Genomic DNA, 17,318 nt, shown 5'->3' with positions numbered 1-17,318 from the left:
GAACATACTGTGTAGCAGTATATGAATATTATATTCATTTCAAAAAGGCCAACAATACAAGATCGTTAGCCTCTACTTTCCATATTCGCACCTTTTATCACTTTACTTCCTAACAACCGGAATCCACATTTCACCAAATACTAAGCCATTTCTCTGTCCCATCTCAACCGTTGTATTCGGTCCACCAACATAGGCAAAATCCTTTGCTTCTGGTAAAGCTTGACCGAAGGCGATGCCAGTAAGCTTATTACTTAGCTCTTTAGCCGTTTTGTCTTCCCCTTTCACTACTAAGTATTCTCCCCTCGGAAACTGAATCACTCTAGATTCTTCTTCTATTTGTGCTTCTGTCATGACACCCGCATAATACATCATTTTGTTATTCACCGCTTCGCTCACGGAAAAAATGTATTCATTTGTAGCTAAAGCTTTTAAAGTGTCCAGCCTTCCATCTTCTTTAACAGCCGACCAAAAGTCTTCCTTTTCTTTATTTATTCCAGCAAAGTCTGTGTATTCACTCTTAATTTCAGTTCCAATACCTAACACAATAAAGCTATCTTTTTCTTCTATAGTATAATTTTTCATTTGCAAAACCTGCCTCTTGTTTTATTAATCAAACGATTTATCTTTTCATCTGATACGTTTATAATACCTTTAAACCATGTCAAAAAATGATACTGTTTAGGAGACTAAAATGAAAAAAGTTGAACGGATTAATACAATTATGCGGTATATCAACAACCGCTCCCACTTTACAATTTCTGAAATCATACAAGAATTTAACATATCACGGTCGACAGCTATTAGAGACATTAGAGAAATTGAAGCTATGGGAATGCCACTTGTCACTGAAGTTGGGAGGACTGGGGGATATTTTGTTATGCACAACTCTATCCTGCCCGTTGTTCGCTTTACTGATAATGAAGTGAAAGCTCTTTTTATTGCCTTTATGGCTACGAGGAATCAACAACTTCCCTACCTAAAGAGTCGTCAATCTTTAGCCGAAAAACTACTAGGACTCATCTCAGAAACCCAGCAAGATGATCTCGTTCTTTTAAATCAACTCTTGCTTTTCCAAGGGACTAACCCTCATAATCCCGATCTACTTGAGCTTTCTGATCTCCCCCATCCTATGTTAGAAAAACTCATTCAAATCCTTCTTTTGGATAACCATTTATTGATTACTATGAAAGAAGATGAAGAAATCAAGTCTTATCCAATTTATCTATTGCACCTTTATCAAGAAAAAAGCCATTGGATCATTGAAGGGTTTGACTTAAAAAAAGAAAAGAAGATGATGTTTCCTGTCGATGATCTCATTAATATCGAACCATACACGACGAACAAAAGGCTAAATAAGAAAAAGATTTTAGAAAAACTAAGTAAGAAGGACGAAGCAATTAACCTTGTATTTGAACTTGGTCCGACAGCAATTGCCCAGTTCAAAAAATACCATCCTTTAAAAATTTCAATATCTTATACTAATCCTTACCAATCCACAGCCATTTTAAAAACTTTTATCAATATTAACAATCCCGATGAAGTGACGGAAATAATAAATTGGCTGCTTTTTCTAGGGAAGGATATTAAAATCAAAGAAATACCCGATGAAGTATTAGCAGATTTACAAAAACGAGTGTGCTTATACATCCCATAAGCAGTGAGCCTCAAATATTAAGCTTTATCACTGGATAATTATCCTATTTTTAAATACCATTTCATTTACTACAATGAGAGCATGATAAATAATAAAAGCACGGAAAATCTCCCGTGCTTTTCTAAATATATATTATTCCTGAAGGTTTCGTTTATCACGTTTCTTACCCTAACTGACGTTTAAATGCTTTACTGGCGAAAAAGTAAGAGATGACCATTATACCTACGCACCAAGCGAGCGCAATCCAAATATCGTTACCAACAGTTCCTTCATATAAAAGAGCACGAATCGCATTCACGATTGAAGTTACAGGCTGATTCTCCGCAAACACACGAACAATTTTTGGCATCGTTTCGGTAGGTACAAAGGCCGAACTAATAAATGGAAGAAAAACTAGCGGGTACGAGTAAGCAGTCGCCCCTTCCATAGACCTCGCTTTCAATCCTGGAATGATAGCTAGCCATGTTAGCGCCAGCGTAAACATCCCAAGTATCCCAGCTACCGCGAGCCAATCTAGAATATTAGCACTGGAACGAAAGCCCATTAAGAGTGCAACAAGAATAACCACCCCGATAGTAAGTACATTAGCAACTAGAGAGGTTAAAACGTGAGCCCACAATATGGATGAGCGCTTAATAGGCATCGTAATGAAACGTGCCATCAGCCCACTCTTTACATCCGTAAAGAGTCGCACGGAAGTGTAAGCTACACCGGATGCGATAGCCATTAGCAAAATTCCCGGCAATAAATAATTAACGTAGTTTTCCGTTCCAGTTTTTATTGCGCCGCCAAACACGTAGACAAATAATAGCATCATCATAATCGGTGTAATCGCTACTGTAATAATTGTATCCGGACTGCGCATAATGTTACGCATTAAACGACCTAGTAATACACCTGTTTTACTTTTCATTTACATCTCCTCCTTTTTGCCAATGATCGAAAGGAATATTTCTTCCAATGTCGGTTGCTTCTCGATATACTCCACTTTTGCTGGCGGGAACATCTCTTTTAGTTCAGCAAGAGTACCTGTCGTAATAATTTTTCCGCCATGCAAAATAGCGATACGGTCTGCCAGTTGTTCTGCTTCTTCCAAGTACTGAGTCGTAAGCAAAATCGTTGTGCCGCTACCGGCAAGTTCCTTGACTGTATCCCACACTTCGATTCGCGCTTCAGGATCAAGTCCAGTCGTTGGTTCGTCAAGAAAAATAACTGCTGGCGCCCCAATTAAACTCATCGCGACATCAAGCCGGCGCTTCATCCCGCCTGAATACTGATCTGCCCTTTGGTTTGCCGCATCAGTCAGGCTAAATCTTGCAAGTAGATTGTCAGCAACTTGAGCGGGATTGGAAACACCACGTAATTTGGCGATCACTATCAAGTTTTCCCTCCCTGTCAGCATACCGTCTAAAGCTGCGAACTGCCCTGTCAAACTGATACTTTGACGAACATGGTCTGGTTGACGCTGTACATCAAATCCGCAAATACTTACTTCACCGCTATCTTGCTTCATTAGCGTCGAAAGGATGTTAACCGTTGTCGTCTTTCCAGCTCCATTTGAGCCTAGCAGCGCGAAAATTTCTCCACGCTGCACCTCAAAATCTACCCCTTTTAAAACTTCCTTGTCTTTAAAGGATTTTTTCAAGCCTTTTACAGAAATCGCTGCATGACTCATACTTTTTTCCTCCCTATAAAAATGTTTTGCGAAGACTATTTATTTACCTCTATCTATTTAGTATCACTGATATTCTGTATTACTTAGTACCGAGTTAAAAATATAACTGAATAGCTATGATGGCAATTCATATGTGTAACCAGCTAATCAGTCGGTACTACTTATTCCATTTATTTTTTTCTCAATTTCTTCATAATACTTTCATTCAAATCTTCACGATACTTGGAGACGTAAGTTTTAGCATTTGCCACTAGTTCGTCAGCAAAGGAAGCCACGTCATCCCCAGTAATGTCAAGCACTTGTCTTCCTTCCGCTGCACCCGCTTCGAACAAATCGATTAATTCATACTGTATGTGTAACATATCCATCCCGTTACCCGCTGAAAAATTCCACATGTAGTTTTGAATTTTCTTAAATACAAATTGGTAGTCCTCTGGCAGAGCCTCAACTCGTGCCATCATCATTTTGTACTCTTTTTTATCACCAATTAACTTTTTGAACATTTCTAACATCTTATTTTCCTCCTTTTTTATAAAACCGAACAAGAAATTCTCAAAATATCGGCCGGAACATTTTATCTTATGAACCTATTTTGACTTCAAGACGTTAATTTTTGACGATACAAAATCCCATTTTTTCCAAAACAATTCAAGCTCCTGGCGGCCTTCTTCATTTAATGAATAAAACTTACGAGGCGGTCCCATATCTGATGGTTTCTTTTCAATATTCACAAGCTTTTTCTTCTCTAATCGTACGAGGATGGTATACACCGTACCTTCCACAACTTCGGTAAACCCAAGATCATTCAGGTGACGGGTAATCTCATAGCCATACGTTTCACGGCGACTAATGATTTCCAGTACACACCCTTCCAGTGAACCTTTCAGCATTTCAGTTAAATTTTCCATGTCCTGATCCTCCTTTACCCCCTATTCTGTCTGACTTATATTCAGTATCACAGAGTACTAAGGCGAATTTTTTACTGAACAGTTTTTGTGAATCCGAACTATTCAGTATCACTTATTACATCTACATTGTATGACTAAGTAGTTATGGATGTCAACTTTATTTTCAAAAAAATTAAAAATCCGCTTTACCCTAACCGGATACAGCCTACTTTTTTTGTTGTAAGGACCATCACACTAGCAAAACAGAACTGATTCAAAGTGTAATTTAAATCAGCTCTGTTTTATTGTTTTTATACCGATATATCTTGTTTTTTCACGATACAAATTGTTTCTCACTACCATTCCCATTGTATATAAAGCATAAAGGCAAGTGCGGTCAGAGAAAATTTCCAGAGATTATCCGTACATGATACGAGCCCCTAAAATACAATTCTGTTAGAAATCTGTTCTCTATATTCTCTTTTATTTTATTTCTGATAGTTGATTAGCAACACTATCTAAAAATTTTTCTACCTTTTCTTTTGATGTATCCGGCGCATGATAACCGATCGTAAATGTAAGCCTTCCATTATAAGAGCTTGCTCCCATTGAAAAGAATGGTGCATACATAATAGGTGATGCCATATACCCGTCCTCAGCTTGAATTTGACCAAACTGAATAGGTTCCTCAGCAATCACTCCCAAATTTGTCAGTAATGGCAACGCCATCCCCATCTGTACAGCCTGTTCATATTGCTGATTATACATTTCCTTCACTGTAGATAGCTTCATTTCTGCCAGTAACTCCATTCCTGCTGCTGAAGAAAGACCTGGATTTTGAGACTTTATTTTATCCATTGATTGTTTAACTCGAACAAGAGTCTGCTTAAATGTTTCATCGTCTTCCATTTTAATCACTGGCATTTCCATACCGGATAAGTTGCAAATAGCACCAGTTGTATTATTAGGCAGATATCGACGTAAATCAATTGTCAAACCAATCATTTTTTCTGCAGTACGAGGTTCTGCATACACAGTGAAATGTGATAAAACTCGGAAGTAAGCAGTCATGATTACATCATTCAAGGTAACCTGTTGTGCTTTTGTCCATTGGGTTAAACGTAGAGTTTGCTTATGGCTCAATCGCCGTACGGACATTTGGGGAAATTTATTTTTGTTAGGTTGAGATGGAAAAGACCATAACGATGCCTGTTGTTCTTGGTTAGGACGATACGCACTTTTTATGTCCGATATTCCAGCGTATTTGAATACATGTGATTGATCTCGACAACTCTCATTTCCCTCATCAAATTCCTTTATAATTTGCTTCTTAGACCGTCCCAATGAAAGGTGAGTATATATTGTTCCAAGCAATTTTATATATTCCTTGACTCCTGCACCATCTGAACATAGATGAGACAATTTCACAACTAAAATATCTATTGTAGTGCCCCGTAATAATTTCGTTTGAACCATAGGCCCCTGAATACGATCACCAGGTTCCTTAATAAAATCTATTGCCATTATTTCAAGTTCTTGATTATTTCCTTCTGCAAAAAAGCAAATAGATGAGTTAGTGTCAGATGAATGTTCCTCCCAGTAAGGAATATCATTTTCTACAAACCGGCTGTTCAAAACTGGTTGCAATTGCAACGTTATCCTTACTGATTCTTCAAGTATTTCCTTGGATATACCTACAGGAAAATAAAGAACTGCATTAATTTGTTGATCTGCAGAATAAAGACCTAATACATAATTCATTCGATCTTGTGGTGTTACTGAATACTTTCTTTTCTCCATAATTCCGTCCCCCTTTAGGACTTTTTGTATAACCCTATTTTCCATATGCTTGTAATTTTTCTAGTCATTTTTCTTCAAGAGCTAATAACGCTTATTTTTCGAATTTTTAACGAAATCATCTTCTCCGTATTGGTTTCATTCTTTTTACAGGTGATATATTCATTATTTTATTGTTATCAACACTGCCTAACCTTACAATAAAACCAAACGAAAATAAATTAAGTTTACATATACATAAACATTTTATTATAACGTCTATAAATTATCAATACAGCAAATAATTCATTTTTATGTCTGTCAATAAAAAACAATATATTCAAGGTCCACTTCATAATAAAAGATTGATGTGCATGTAAATGTACCCATATCACTTTCAAAATAAGAATGAGAATTTTTTCAACAAAAATAAGATGCAGTTATTGATTTTACAGTAAAAAAAGCCCCTCCATTTTGAAAATGCGCAATCAAAATGAGTAGGGCTATTTCCAATTTAAATTTTATAAAAGAATGATTATCATAAATAATATTTTACTTTTTAGTCTACCTTATTATTTTCAATCCATTTTCCTAATAAATGAATGGATTTTATTCCTATAATTTAAGGTGGTATCGTTGGTTTTTAAAAATAGAAAGCTTATTTTCAAATCAAATGAAAAAGAGGTAAAATTATAGATATTCATGTAGAAATTTCGTTTTGGGGATACTTAAAAACTTAAGGTGATGGGCATGTGGTGTTATACTTTAAAAGCTCTATAAATTTTATAGATATAGCGATTTTCTTTATTAATAATCATTTGTATGTGCGTTTACTCACACACATACAAATGATTTATAAAGCCACAATTAAGTGAAAACATCTTTTCCGTTACGATAACATCATAGCCATGTCTTCTGCTGCATTTGTAATTAGTTTTAAACCAAATGTTTCTTGTAATACATCAAGCACGCCAGGTGAAATAAATTCAGGAGCCTTTGGACCGATGCGAATATCTTGAATTCCAAGACTAAATAGCCCGAGTAAAATGGCAACCGCTTTTTGTTCAAACCATGATAGCACAATACTTACTGGCAATTCATTCACTTCACATTGGAAAGCATCAGCTAATGCAGCTGCTATTTTCACTGTAGAAATGGAATTATTACATTGTCCTAAGTCGATGTAGCGCGGAATCTCGGTACCAGGTACAACACCGTAATCCACATCATTAAAGCGGAATTTCCCGCAAGAAGTTGTTAAAATAACTGTTTCTGACGGAAGTGACGTTGCTAATTCACGATAATATTCTCCACCTTTTCCCGGTGCATCACAACCGGCAATAACAAAGAAACGCTTTATCTTCCCCTCTTTTACTGCATTAATAATTTCCGGAGCTAATGATAATACTGTATTATGATGAAACCCTGTTACTAACTGTTCATCCGACTCCATATGTACTTCTGAAAGTTCTAGTGCTTTTTGAATCAATGGTGTAAAATCATCATTTTCAATTTTTTGTACACCCTCTAAACCTGCAATGTCATATGAAAAGAATCGATCAGAGTATGATCCTTTAATTGGCATAACACAGTTCGTTGTAGCTAATATGGCACCAGTAAATTTTTCAAAAAGGCGTCTTTGATCATACCATGCCTTACCGATGTTTCCTTTTAAATGTTTATATTTTTTCAGTTGCGGGTATCCGTGTGCTGGTAGCATTTCAGAATGCGTATAAATATTAATGTCTTTTCCTTCTGTTTGCTTTAATAGTTCTTCTAATGCAAATAAATTATGGCCCGTAACTACAATTGCTTTACCTTCTACACGATTTTGTGTAATTTGTACAGGTTCTGGCACACCAAAATGATTCGTATGTGCCTCATCTAATAATTCCATCACCCGTAAAGCTGATTTCCCCACTTTCATAGCCATATCAATATGCTCTTGTTCGTTAAAATTAGAATTTGTTAATGTCATATATAAAGCTTCTTGTGTTGTAGCATCTACAAATCCATCCGTATACCCTAGCTGAGCAGCATGTGTGCGATAAGCTGCAATTCCTTTTAGCCCAAACACAATCGTATCTTGTAGACTCGCAATCGTTTCATTCTTGCCACAAACACCCATTACTTTACATCCGCCTGTTGGCGTTTGTTCACATTGATAACAAAACATATCATCCCACCCTCTCCCAATCATTCATTACACCTTAAGCATAATACCCATTGAAAAAAAGTGATGTGATATCAATCACAATAATATATAAAGATTTGTGACAGTTCATATTGTTGACATAATACTTTTATTGACATCCAAAAAATATACATTAGTGTGCACACATCTTTCGATACTTTTAAATAGCTAAATAATTAATTTGGAGAAATATATACAACAAAAAAATTTTTTTGAATCCCTTATACAAATAATTGCAATTCATCTCATATGAAAATAGCGTATTTTTTATTTTAAGGAACTATCATTTTTTTATTAAAGCCTTCATTGTAAACCTCTTTATTTACAATACATTTACACTATCTTAACATTACTTACATTATTTATATGATATATTTATATAGAAGCTACTTAAGAAATTTCATATACATTTTATCTTTATGATCTCTAATCTAATCAATAAAAAGATCATGTTATATTTTTATAACAGGGGTGAATTACGATGACTGAAACTTTAAAAACACTTATAATGCTTGATGCTACTTACGTTGTTATTGCAATTATGACAGTACTAGTATTTGTATACTTGGAATTAAAATCTCAGTAATATATGCTGACGTAATCGACAGATTCAGCATTTAAATATAGTTAGAAGAAAGAAAGGAGAAAATTATTTCTCCTTTCTTTTGTATTTCTACAATTTCTTATTTTAATAAATCCAATGTATGTAAAAGTAATCCCTTGTCTCCTACTTCTCCATGACCAGGTACTACCGAATTTATATTTCCATATCGCTTCAGCACATTCTCAATCGATGTAGACCATTCATTTACATACGCATCCGCAACATTTCCTAAATCTTTAGCTTCCGCAGATTTTACTAAACAGCCTCCAGCTAAAATTTGATATTGTGGCAACCAAACAACAATATTATCTTCTGTATGTCCTTTCCCTGGATAGAACGTTTCTACTTTTGTATTACCAAACTTCAAACTCGTAATTATTTGTAAATCTCCAAGCGGCTCTTCATATCCACTGTTCTTTGCTAGTTCTGCGGTTAATGCTGTACTATGCGCTTTAACTCCTTTTTCTTTCAACGCTGTTATTCCGCCAATTCGATCAGCGTGCGCATGTGTAATAATGACATCCGTTACGCGCTTCTGAAATTTCTTTTCTACCATTTCTATTAGTTCCTTCGTTAATTTGTCATCCCAAGAAGAATCAACAAGTACTAACCCTTTAGAAGTATTAAGAACTAGACCGTTCGAAGGAACTGCTTCTCCATTAAAATAACCTAACTCCGTATGAACCCATACATTCTTGTTTAACTGAGATATTGAAATGGTTCCCGTCTCATTTTTGATTACTGTTTGCTCTACCTTTTGTGATGCTTGTACAGAAGAAATTGTGCTAACAAATTGAATTGTTCCTAGTAAACCTACACATAATCCTACTTTTAACAACGTATTCTTTTTCATGTCATCAACCCTTTCTTTCAAGCTAAATAGTTATTACCTATATTAGACAATTTATCTCAAATGTTTGTTCCATCTTCATTTGCATACTTTTATGTAATTAACAAAAAAGCGTACAAAATTTTGTACGCTTTAAAACTTAATCTTTCATTCCATAACTCTCAAACTCTTCCTCATTCCCATAAAATACATTCAAATCAATATGCTTTTCTTTTCCATTATAACCGCTTAATCTCCCGCGGTTCGTGTATTGCCAAAACGTCCATTTTCTCTCATCAGATAAACTCGGTTTTGTAAGAACACTACGAATCCATATATTACATTTTGGATACGCATCCTTTATATATAAATCATACGCCTCTTGCGTTGCATACAATATTACTTTCTTATCGTAATGTTTTTCTAGCATTTCAATCATAACCGACAACTCTTTCGTAACATCTTCACGCTTAGGGGGATTATCTTTTTTGTTAGCGTAAAACTCAACATCAATCACGGGTGGCAGTGCTTGTTTATATTTTGGAACAGTTCGTATAAATTGTTCTGCTTGTGTTTCACCCTTACTATCGAAACTAAAAAAATGATACGCTCCGATGCGCATATCTGTCTTATTCGCATTCCTCCAATTTTTCGAAAAGTACTCATCCACAAACGAACTTCCTTCAGTCGCCTTTATAAACGCAAACTTCATATTTTGCTTTTCCAACTCTCTCCAATCTATATCCCCTTGATACGACGCAACATCTACACCTTTTATTTCATACTTATCCGCACTTATTTGATTCGGAATGAATATACCCTGAAAAACTAAGTAAGCGACAACACTCATTACACTAATTAAGGTAAAGATTCCTCCTATAAAAAGCTTCCTTTTCACTCGTATCCCCCTTCTTTACACATTAATATTCCACTTACCATTCACGTTTTTTATTTATCCTCATTTTTTCTTCAAATGCCTTCTCCAAATCAATTTCTAACTTATTTGCTAAATCACATACATTCCAAATGACATCAAACATTTCTAAACCAATCTCTCTTTTCGAATCTTGTATTTTATCACGCTTTAATATAACTTCTGCTAATTCACCTAATTCCGCCATCGTATATATCGTACGCTCTTCAATTGTTGTATCTTGAAATCCTTTTTCTTTACTGAAATTTGATACATACCTCTGAAACTCCACAATATTCATACTTAATCTCCCCTCATTACCAATACTCCATTTTTCTATTACACTTAAAACCCAAATTATATTTTGTTAAATTATAACATTCGGACTATAATTTATTTATAGCCCATTAACGGAGGTGTTTGCAATGACTCTCTTCGCTTCACCAACATTATTTATAGTAGCAATCATTTCATTTGCACTAGCTTATTTCATCGGAGTAAAGCAGTACACTTGGCTCTTATCAGGATTCAACGAACGCCACGTGCCTGATAAAGTGAAACTATCAAAAATAGTAGGTCTTTATAATTTAATTGCTGGTGTCATTGCGACAATCGGTAGTGTCTTCACTACGCCTAATGTCACAATCGTTATTCCTATCACTCTAATTGGACACTTTATAATCGCGGCTTATGTAAATACACGCATGGTGCAGTAAAAAAGATCACCCAAATGGATGATCTTGTTTATAATTTATCAACATATTGCTTCGCTTCTAGTAAGGAAAAACCAAAAGCTTCTCTTACTCTCTTAACTGCTGTAATTTTTTTGCCTTCTTCTACAAGCTGGCGTAGTTCTTTATTAATTTCAGGTTCTCTTTCTATAATTCCCATTTCTTTCGTAATTAATTGTAATCTATCTTCAATTCTCTTTAAACGCGCATCATTTTTCTTTTCAATTGTAGTTAATTTTTCAGCGATATAAATGAAACCAACAGCTACTATCAGTATAACCATCCAGAATTCCATGAATGTTCCCCCTTACTAACTTTCATTTGCTTTATCCCACTAACTTATGTAAATTTTACCACATTAAACATTTAATGTATAATATCACTATATCAAACTGTTAATAAAACCTATTATTTTAGGGGGACACTTTATGAAAAGATTTTTAAATACGTTACTTCAATTTGTAGTTCTTTCAATCGTGCTACATTTGTTATTTGATATAGTTGGTTGGCTTGTTTTCAATGCACCAATTAAAAACAAACAAATCATCATTTCTTTAATAACAATCTCATGGGTTATGTACATGTACCGAGACAAATTTTTTCAAAAGTTCACTTCAAACTAACTAAAAAAGAAAACACTTCATTGGTGAGGTTGTAAAAACGTTATCCTTATAATGAAAATAAAGAAGCTGTTCCTTCCAGCTTCTTTATCTATATAACATTTTTCGCAACAATTTTTATATGTTCTGGTGCGATAATCTCCGTTATACTTTCTTGGAAATCTTCCCGCAACATTTCTTCCAAATGTTCTAACTGCACTTCAACATGAGTGCATTCTAAATTATGTATATTTAACAGTGCATAATGATCTTTTTTCTTAATTACTAAATATTGATTTTCCTCTGTCACAAGTACAGAACCTAATCGGACTCCTAGTAAGCGTTGATCATCAAACTTCATAATTACTTCTCCTTTCTGCTTTAAAAATGTAATGACTACAAAAACCAATTTAAGGAAATAAATCCTATATTGACTATATCACACTTTAGTAAAATATAAATATCATATTTCCTTTTACTAAAAACCCCCTATTCTTTCATATATTTCGATACAAAAAACTTTCTCAACATAAAATTAGAATTTTCAGCTTTTATTCTTATGAAAATCAATTATAATAAAGTTAATAAATGTTTGACCTCTCCTAATTCATGTACATATGGATGATCAGTAGTCGCTGCTACTGATCTATTTTTTTGATTTCAGAAAGCAAATATGCTGCATCCTTTCCTACACCACAAATAAGTGCAGAACCCCTTTGAGACTGCCACGGCAATCCGATATAATACAATCCTTTTACTGGACTTATTCCCTTTATATGATTAGGAAATCCTTTCTCATTCACTGCTTGTTCAATTTCAATCCAATTATAATTTTGAACAAAACCAGTTGACCATATAACGCTTTCTGCACTATATGTTTCACCGTTCTGAAACATAATGTTATTTTCTGATGCACTTACTACTTTTTCCTGTAGTTGTATTGCTCCATTACGAATAAGTTTCTTACCTTCAAAACCGAAAATAGGGTCCTTTCTCTTCTGAAACCATCTTCCCCTCTTTGTATTTATTTCAGCGTACAATAAACCCACTTTTTCTAGCAGATTAAAAATACTTTTTCCAAAAAGTTGTAACGGTAAAAACGTTAAAGGATGACTAATAGACACCGTAACTTCATGAGTCTTTGCCAGTTCTACTGCAATTTGCATTCCTGAATTCCCACCACCTACTACTAGTACTTTTCCCTTAGGAATTTGTGATGGTGATTTATATTGTGATGAATGTATTTGAAAAATATGTGATGATAGATTTGCTGAAACTGAGGGAATAAACGGTTGCTGAAAAGCACCTGATGCGATAATAACTTTTTTCGTTTGTAAAATTTCTGTAGGAGTGTGTAATTCAAATATTTCTTTTTCTTTCTTTATTTTTAGAACTTCCGTTTGTAATTGTACCGGTAATTGAAAATGTCTTGCATATTCTTCTAAATAAGTTGCAATTTCATCTTTATATGGAAATTCATTTTTTTCACCTATTAACGCCATACCCGGCAAGCTACTGTAAGACCTTGGGGTAAAAAGCTGCAAAGAATCATATCGATTTCTCCATGAATCACCAACTCGTTTTCTTGCCTCAAGTAATAAAAAATTATACCCTTCTTGCTTCAAGTAATATCCCATTGTTAATCCAGCTTGACCCGCCCCAATAATAATTAGATCTTTCATTCTAATCCCTCCTCTTCTTAAACACATGAATACTTGTTCATATATTCATACGTTTCCATAATCATAACATTTTCTTTTTATATGATTCAATATCTACTCAAAATAAAAAAGAGCAGTTCACTGCTCTATGAACTACTCTTCATTCCATTTCTACAATTTTTCCTCGTATAGTGTAATTCTATTTGAAAACGGATCAATTACAGTTAATTCAATTGTACCCCAAGGTGTTTTTTCTATATTCGGCTTCGAATAAGCATATTCTTTACTTAATACTACAGAATGATAATCCTTTACATCATCTATTTTGATCCGAATCGCACCACCTGGTGAGGCATCACCATGATGTTCTGATAAATGTATCACAGCATCCTGTAACGAAATTTGCAAATATAATGGCATATTTTCCTCATACCGATGTTCCCAATCCAGTTTAAATCCTAAAAAACCTAAGTAAAATAGTTTTGCTTTTTCAATATCAAAAATTCTAAATATAGGTGTTATCATTTATACTCTCCTCCTATTTATAAACATCTGCTGCCAATTCTCTCAAAACTTCCACGTTTACTACTTCAAAACAACCATCATTCTTCTTTATTATCTCTTTATCACAAAAAACATTTAATGTGCGCAACAAATGCCGATAGCTCGTTCCTAACAATTCCGCTGTTTCCGTTAAATTCCCACTAAATACAATTCTATTTTCATGCTGAACTGCTCGTTCCCCTGCTGCTAACATGTAACTCGCTAGTCTATTTTCAAGTGGATACAATAAATTAATTGTACTGTTTTTGGAAAGTCGGTTTAATTTATGTGCTAATGATCCGCAAATACATCTTAAAAATTTCGCATCATGAAATAGCTTATTTCTCACTTTTCCTAAAGGTAACCCCACACAATACGAATCTGCCATCACTTGTACGTTTGAAGTGATTCTTTGAGAATGAATTAACTCCACATCTCCAAGTAACTGCAAACTATCGTAAAAACATAATAATACCGATTTTCCGTTACTTAATGTGTTAAACGCTTTCGCTTTTCCTTCAACAAAGAAATATAAATAATCTATCTCTTCATTTTCTCTACAAATAAACTCATTCTTCTTAAAAAATATAAGCTCCATATATGGTTTCATATTATTAGTAAAAAATGAATCAATGTTATTTTGCTTTATATACTCTGCCAATTTAATTGAATTACATATTTTCTTCATAGTCCCCCACCTTTACAACTCATCCCCATTGTAATCAAAATTTTCTTCTTCCACTATGACATATGTCATAACAATACACAATTTCAGCATGATACAGTCATTACAAATATGAAATATAAAGGGGATATTACATTGTATAACTTTCTTTCTGTCTTTATTGGTGTGCTCATCGCCGTTATGCTTCCATTGAATGGAATTTTATCCGAGTTAATTGGGAAGTATACAGCCAGTGTTGTCATTCACCTTGTCGGTTTAATTGCAGTTATTTTCGTTTTAATCTTAAACAAACATAAAATTCATTTCGATAAAGGTATTTCACTTTTTTTATATAGCGCTGGGGCGATTGGAGTATTCACTGTTCTTTTTAACAATATAAGTTTCTCCGTCCTTGGTGCCTCTATTACGATCGCATTAAGTTTACTCGGTCAATCCATTGCTTCCATCGTTATTGATCATTTCGGTTTATTAGGAATGAAAGTTGCAAAGTTTGAAAAGAAAAAACTAGTTGGATTATGTTTCATCTCTTCTGGAATTATAATCATGACAATTTATTAATGGGGGCAAGAAAATGTTATATATTACGATCGCTATTTTAGCTGGTGTTTCTATCGTTGTTGCTAGAATTATTAACGCGAATTTAGCAAAGGAAATTGGAAACTGGGAAGGCACGTTTTTCAATTATATTACTGGATTATTTTTCTCTATGTTATTTTTAATTTTCAGTTCAGATTCATTGTATATCCCTATTCATAAGTTGCAATCTATTCCTATCGCCGTATACTTAGGCGGATTAGTAGGAGTTATCGTTATTTCATTATCCAACTATATTACTCCTAAAATATCAGCCTTTTATTTAACATTACTCATCTTTATCGGACAATTATTTGCGGGGACTATTATTGATTTCTTCCTGACAAATGAACTCTCAATTGGTAAAGTTATCGGTGGCATTTTCGTATTAATTGGGCTCACTTACAATTTACTCATAGATCGCCCGATAAAAACTGTGAAGCATAACCAAGTTCAACTATAATACTTTACGCTTACCTATCATATATTAATAGAAAAGCTCTTCACACGAAGTAATAGAGAGGAGAAAATCCTATTAAAAAAATTATTTTATTGCTAGGTAGCATATTAATTATTTCTGGAATTGCATGGTTTATAAACTCGGGAAAATCTATTCAAGATCTCTATACTGCAAATAAACCGAAAAAGAAAGCTACTATTATTTCAAGCTCGCGAGATCCAAATGAGCCCCCTGTTTTTTTAGGAAAACAGGAAATAAAAGATATACATGTAGAATCAATTAAAACAAAACAGGATATCTTTCTCACAAAAACAGATGAATTAAAAACGTTTATTAACAGTATGAATACCGCAAAAAAAGGTAAATTAACATTAGATGAAGAAGGATCAGACTTAATAGATTGTGATATGTGGATTACTTTCGAGGATGGAACTTATAAAAAATATTTCATATGGGTAGTTGATCATCACAGCAGCGAAGTGATGATTGCTCAGCAAGATACTCCTGATGATGTAAACCTTACGTACTATCAGTTAAACGAAGATAGTTCAAAAAAAGTTTATAATTTATTTAAAAAAATTTTTTAAACGAAAAAGTCATGAGCACGTAAGCTCATGACTTTTTGCATTATATATATTCAGGGAACACTTTACATCCCTTTTCCTGTTCTATATCATGACCAAAGAAAATAATTGGCTTCTCTTTCATCACAACTTCTTTTAAACGTTTAATTGAAGATAAAGCTAATTCCGAATCAAATCCCGCGAACGGCACTTCATCTTCAAAATTTTCTTTCGTATAAGATGCATCAATCGTTAATAATACAGGACCGGATTTTTCTGTCTCAATTAATAGCGACTGATGGCCTGGAGAATGACCTGGCGTATACAATAATTGAACACCTGGTACCACTTCATAATCCCCTTCAATAATTTTATAGTTCAAATGCGGTAATATACATTCTTTCATATATTCTTCTCTATGAAGTGCTGCCTCATATTCCGTTCGTTGCACAATAATCGGTGTATTTGTAAAAGCACCGTTTCCTCCTGCATGATCAAAATGTAAGTGAGAACTAATAATATATAAAAGGTCGTCCGGCTCATACCCTACACGCTTTAATATATTCACGATTCTATCTTCTTCAGTCATTTTCGGTAAAATCTGTCCTTCAACAAATGTACCGTTAAAAAGCCCTTCATTATTAACTGCACTTTCTGGCATACCTGTATCTACTAAAATAGGCCCCTCTTCTGTCTCCAAAAGATAACACCATACAGGTAAGTTCAATAAATTCCCCGGCGCGAGTGTACTATTAACAGAAGAATGATCTAACATACAACGACCTGCTGGGATGAAATAAAGTTTCTTTACTGTCATTATGTATCCACCTTTACATTTAGTTTTGGATAAAGTAATACAGTAAAAAATTCTTCTTTTTAGAAATAAACTCCTTCTAGACTATCAGTACAGCTTACATAAAAATGAAACATTAACACCGATTAACGCTGAAAACTTAAAGAAAGCACATGCA

Annotated in this window: 22 protein-coding genes; 6 read left to right on the top strand and 16 right to left on the bottom strand. The window is 34.1% G+C overall.

Features of this window, described 5'->3' with window-relative positions; genetic code table 11:
* Positions 1-102: 102 nt before the first annotated feature.
* Positions 103-582, bottom strand: coding sequence for a GyrI-like domain-containing protein (locus H6481_RS21655; protein WP_002195671.1), 480 nt, complete (start codon positions 580-582; stop codon positions 103-105).
* A gap of 109 nt (positions 583-691) precedes the next feature.
* On the opposite strand from H6481_RS21655, the gene H6481_RS21650 reads away from it, so the two are divergent.
* Entirely contained in the window at positions 692-1,654 is a 963-nt protein-coding gene (locus H6481_RS21650; protein ID WP_182813195.1) for an HTH domain-containing protein, read from the top strand.
* Positions 1,655-1,817: 163 nt separating this feature from the next.
* On the opposite strand, the gene H6481_RS21645 is transcribed toward H6481_RS21650, so the two are convergent.
* The 9 genes from H6481_RS21645 to H6481_RS21605 form a co-directional block, all read right to left on the bottom strand.
* On the bottom strand, positions 1,818-2,567 hold the full coding sequence (locus tag H6481_RS21645) for an ABC transporter permease (protein ID WP_098678165.1): 750 nt from the start codon (positions 2,565-2,567) through the stop codon (positions 1,818-1,820).
* Positions 2,568-3,329, bottom strand: coding sequence for an ATP-binding cassette domain-containing protein (locus tag H6481_RS21640; protein ID WP_098678166.1), 762 nt, complete (start codon positions 3,327-3,329; stop codon positions 2,568-2,570).
* Positions 3,330-3,499: 170 nt separating this feature from the next.
* Positions 3,500-3,841: a DUF1048 domain-containing protein gene (locus H6481_RS21635; RefSeq protein WP_000891986.1), complete on the bottom strand. Its 342-nt coding sequence runs from the start codon at positions 3,839-3,841 to the stop codon at positions 3,500-3,502.
* A gap of 75 nt (positions 3,842-3,916) precedes the next feature.
* Positions 3,917-4,237 carry a PadR family transcriptional regulator gene (locus H6481_RS21630; RefSeq protein ID WP_000429488.1) on the bottom strand — a complete coding sequence of 107 codons (321 nt, stop codon included), beginning with the start codon at positions 4,235-4,237 and terminating at the stop codon, positions 3,917-3,919.
* Between the two features lie 462 nt (positions 4,238-4,699).
* Entirely contained in the window at positions 4,700-6,016 is a 1,317-nt protein-coding gene (locus H6481_RS21625; protein ID WP_182813193.1) for a condensation domain-containing protein, read from the bottom strand.
* 865 nt (positions 6,017-6,881) lie between these two features.
* Complete coding sequence (hcp, locus tag H6481_RS21620) at positions 6,882-8,168, bottom strand: hydroxylamine reductase (protein WP_002204729.1); 1,287 nt, start codon at positions 8,166-8,168, stop codon at positions 6,882-6,884.
* A 701-nt stretch (positions 8,169-8,869) separates the two neighbouring features.
* Positions 8,870-9,643 (bottom strand): BcII family subclass B1 metallo-beta-lactamase, encoded by a 774-nt coding sequence (gene bla2 / locus H6481_RS21615; RefSeq protein WP_182813191.1) that lies wholly within the window; start codon positions 9,641-9,643, stop codon positions 8,870-8,872.
* Positions 9,644-9,779: 136 nt separating this feature from the next.
* On the bottom strand, positions 9,780-10,517 hold the full coding sequence (locus H6481_RS21610; RefSeq protein ID WP_053563906.1) for a GH25 family lysozyme: 738 nt from the start codon (positions 10,515-10,517) through the stop codon (positions 9,780-9,782).
* Between the two features lie 34 nt (positions 10,518-10,551).
* A complete protein-coding gene (locus tag H6481_RS21605; protein ID WP_001028130.1) occupies positions 10,552-10,833 on the bottom strand; it encodes a MazG nucleotide pyrophosphohydrolase domain-containing protein in 282 nt (93 codons plus the stop codon).
* Positions 10,834-10,957: 124 nt separating this feature from the next.
* Here H6481_RS21605 and H6481_RS21600 point away from each other — a divergent pair, with 124 nt between their 5' ends.
* The gene (locus tag H6481_RS21600; RefSeq protein WP_182813189.1) at positions 10,958-11,248 is read left to right on the top strand and encodes a DUF3784 domain-containing protein; all 291 of its coding nucleotides are present in this window, start codon (positions 10,958-10,960) and stop codon (positions 11,246-11,248) included.
* 28 nt (positions 11,249-11,276) lie between these two features.
* Here the strand turns inward: H6481_RS21600 and H6481_RS21595 are convergent, their stop codons facing one another.
* Entirely contained in the window at positions 11,277-11,558 is a 282-nt protein-coding gene (locus H6481_RS21595; protein WP_000397724.1) for a hypothetical protein, read from the bottom strand.
* A 133-nt stretch (positions 11,559-11,691) separates the two neighbouring features.
* Between H6481_RS21595 and H6481_RS21590 the strand changes: the two genes are divergently transcribed.
* Positions 11,692-11,886: a hypothetical protein gene (locus H6481_RS21590; protein ID WP_000819660.1), complete on the top strand. Its 195-nt coding sequence runs from the start codon at positions 11,692-11,694 to the stop codon at positions 11,884-11,886.
* Between the two features lie 88 nt (positions 11,887-11,974).
* Here the strand turns inward: H6481_RS21590 and H6481_RS21585 are convergent, their stop codons facing one another.
* From H6481_RS21585 to H6481_RS21570, 4 genes are all read right to left on the bottom strand, one after another.
* The gene (locus tag H6481_RS21585) at positions 11,975-12,223 is read right to left on the bottom strand and encodes a hypothetical protein (RefSeq protein ID WP_000666948.1); all 249 of its coding nucleotides are present in this window, start codon (positions 12,221-12,223) and stop codon (positions 11,975-11,977) included.
* A gap of 277 nt (positions 12,224-12,500) precedes the next feature.
* Positions 12,501-13,544 carry an NAD(P)/FAD-dependent oxidoreductase gene (locus H6481_RS21580; protein ID WP_182813186.1) on the bottom strand — a complete coding sequence of 348 codons (1,044 nt, stop codon included), beginning with the start codon at positions 13,542-13,544 and terminating at the stop codon, positions 12,501-12,503.
* A gap of 150 nt (positions 13,545-13,694) precedes the next feature.
* Positions 13,695-14,048, bottom strand: coding sequence for a glyoxalase superfamily protein (locus tag H6481_RS21575; protein WP_000632406.1), 354 nt, complete (start codon positions 14,046-14,048; stop codon positions 13,695-13,697).
* 13 nt (positions 14,049-14,061) lie between these two features.
* A complete protein-coding gene (locus tag H6481_RS21570; RefSeq protein ID WP_000717647.1) occupies positions 14,062-14,754 on the bottom strand; it encodes a cyclic nucleotide-binding domain-containing protein in 693 nt (230 codons plus the stop codon).
* Between the two features lie 108 nt (positions 14,755-14,862).
* Here H6481_RS21570 and H6481_RS21565 point away from each other — a divergent pair, with 108 nt between their 5' ends.
* From H6481_RS21565 to H6481_RS21555, 3 genes are all read left to right on the top strand, one after another.
* Complete coding sequence (locus H6481_RS21565; RefSeq protein ID WP_140155581.1) at positions 14,863-15,309, top strand: DMT family transporter; 447 nt, start codon at positions 14,863-14,865, stop codon at positions 15,307-15,309.
* Between the two features lie 13 nt (positions 15,310-15,322).
* On the top strand, positions 15,323-15,787 hold the full coding sequence (locus H6481_RS21560; RefSeq protein ID WP_000965811.1) for a DMT family transporter: 465 nt from the start codon (positions 15,323-15,325) through the stop codon (positions 15,785-15,787).
* Positions 15,788-15,876: 89 nt separating this feature from the next.
* Positions 15,877-16,371, top strand: a complete 495-nt coding sequence (locus tag H6481_RS21555) for a hypothetical protein (RefSeq protein WP_000901530.1) — start codon at positions 15,877-15,879, stop codon at positions 16,369-16,371.
* Positions 16,372-16,411: 40 nt separating this feature from the next.
* Here the strand turns inward: H6481_RS21555 and aiiA are convergent, their stop codons facing one another.
* Entirely contained in the window at positions 16,412-17,164 is a 753-nt protein-coding gene (gene aiiA / locus H6481_RS21550) for an N-acyl homoserine lactonase AiiA (protein ID WP_000216591.1), read from the bottom strand.
* Positions 17,165-17,318: the final 154 nt, after the last annotated feature.

Source organism: Bacillus sp. ME78 (assembly GCF_903970865.1).
Classification (GTDB): domain Bacteria; phylum Bacillota; class Bacilli; order Bacillales; family Bacillaceae_G; genus Bacillus_A; species Bacillus_A cereus.
The sequence above is the reverse complement of the archived record's forward strand: the minus strand, read 5'-3'. Positions and strand labels throughout refer to the sequence as shown.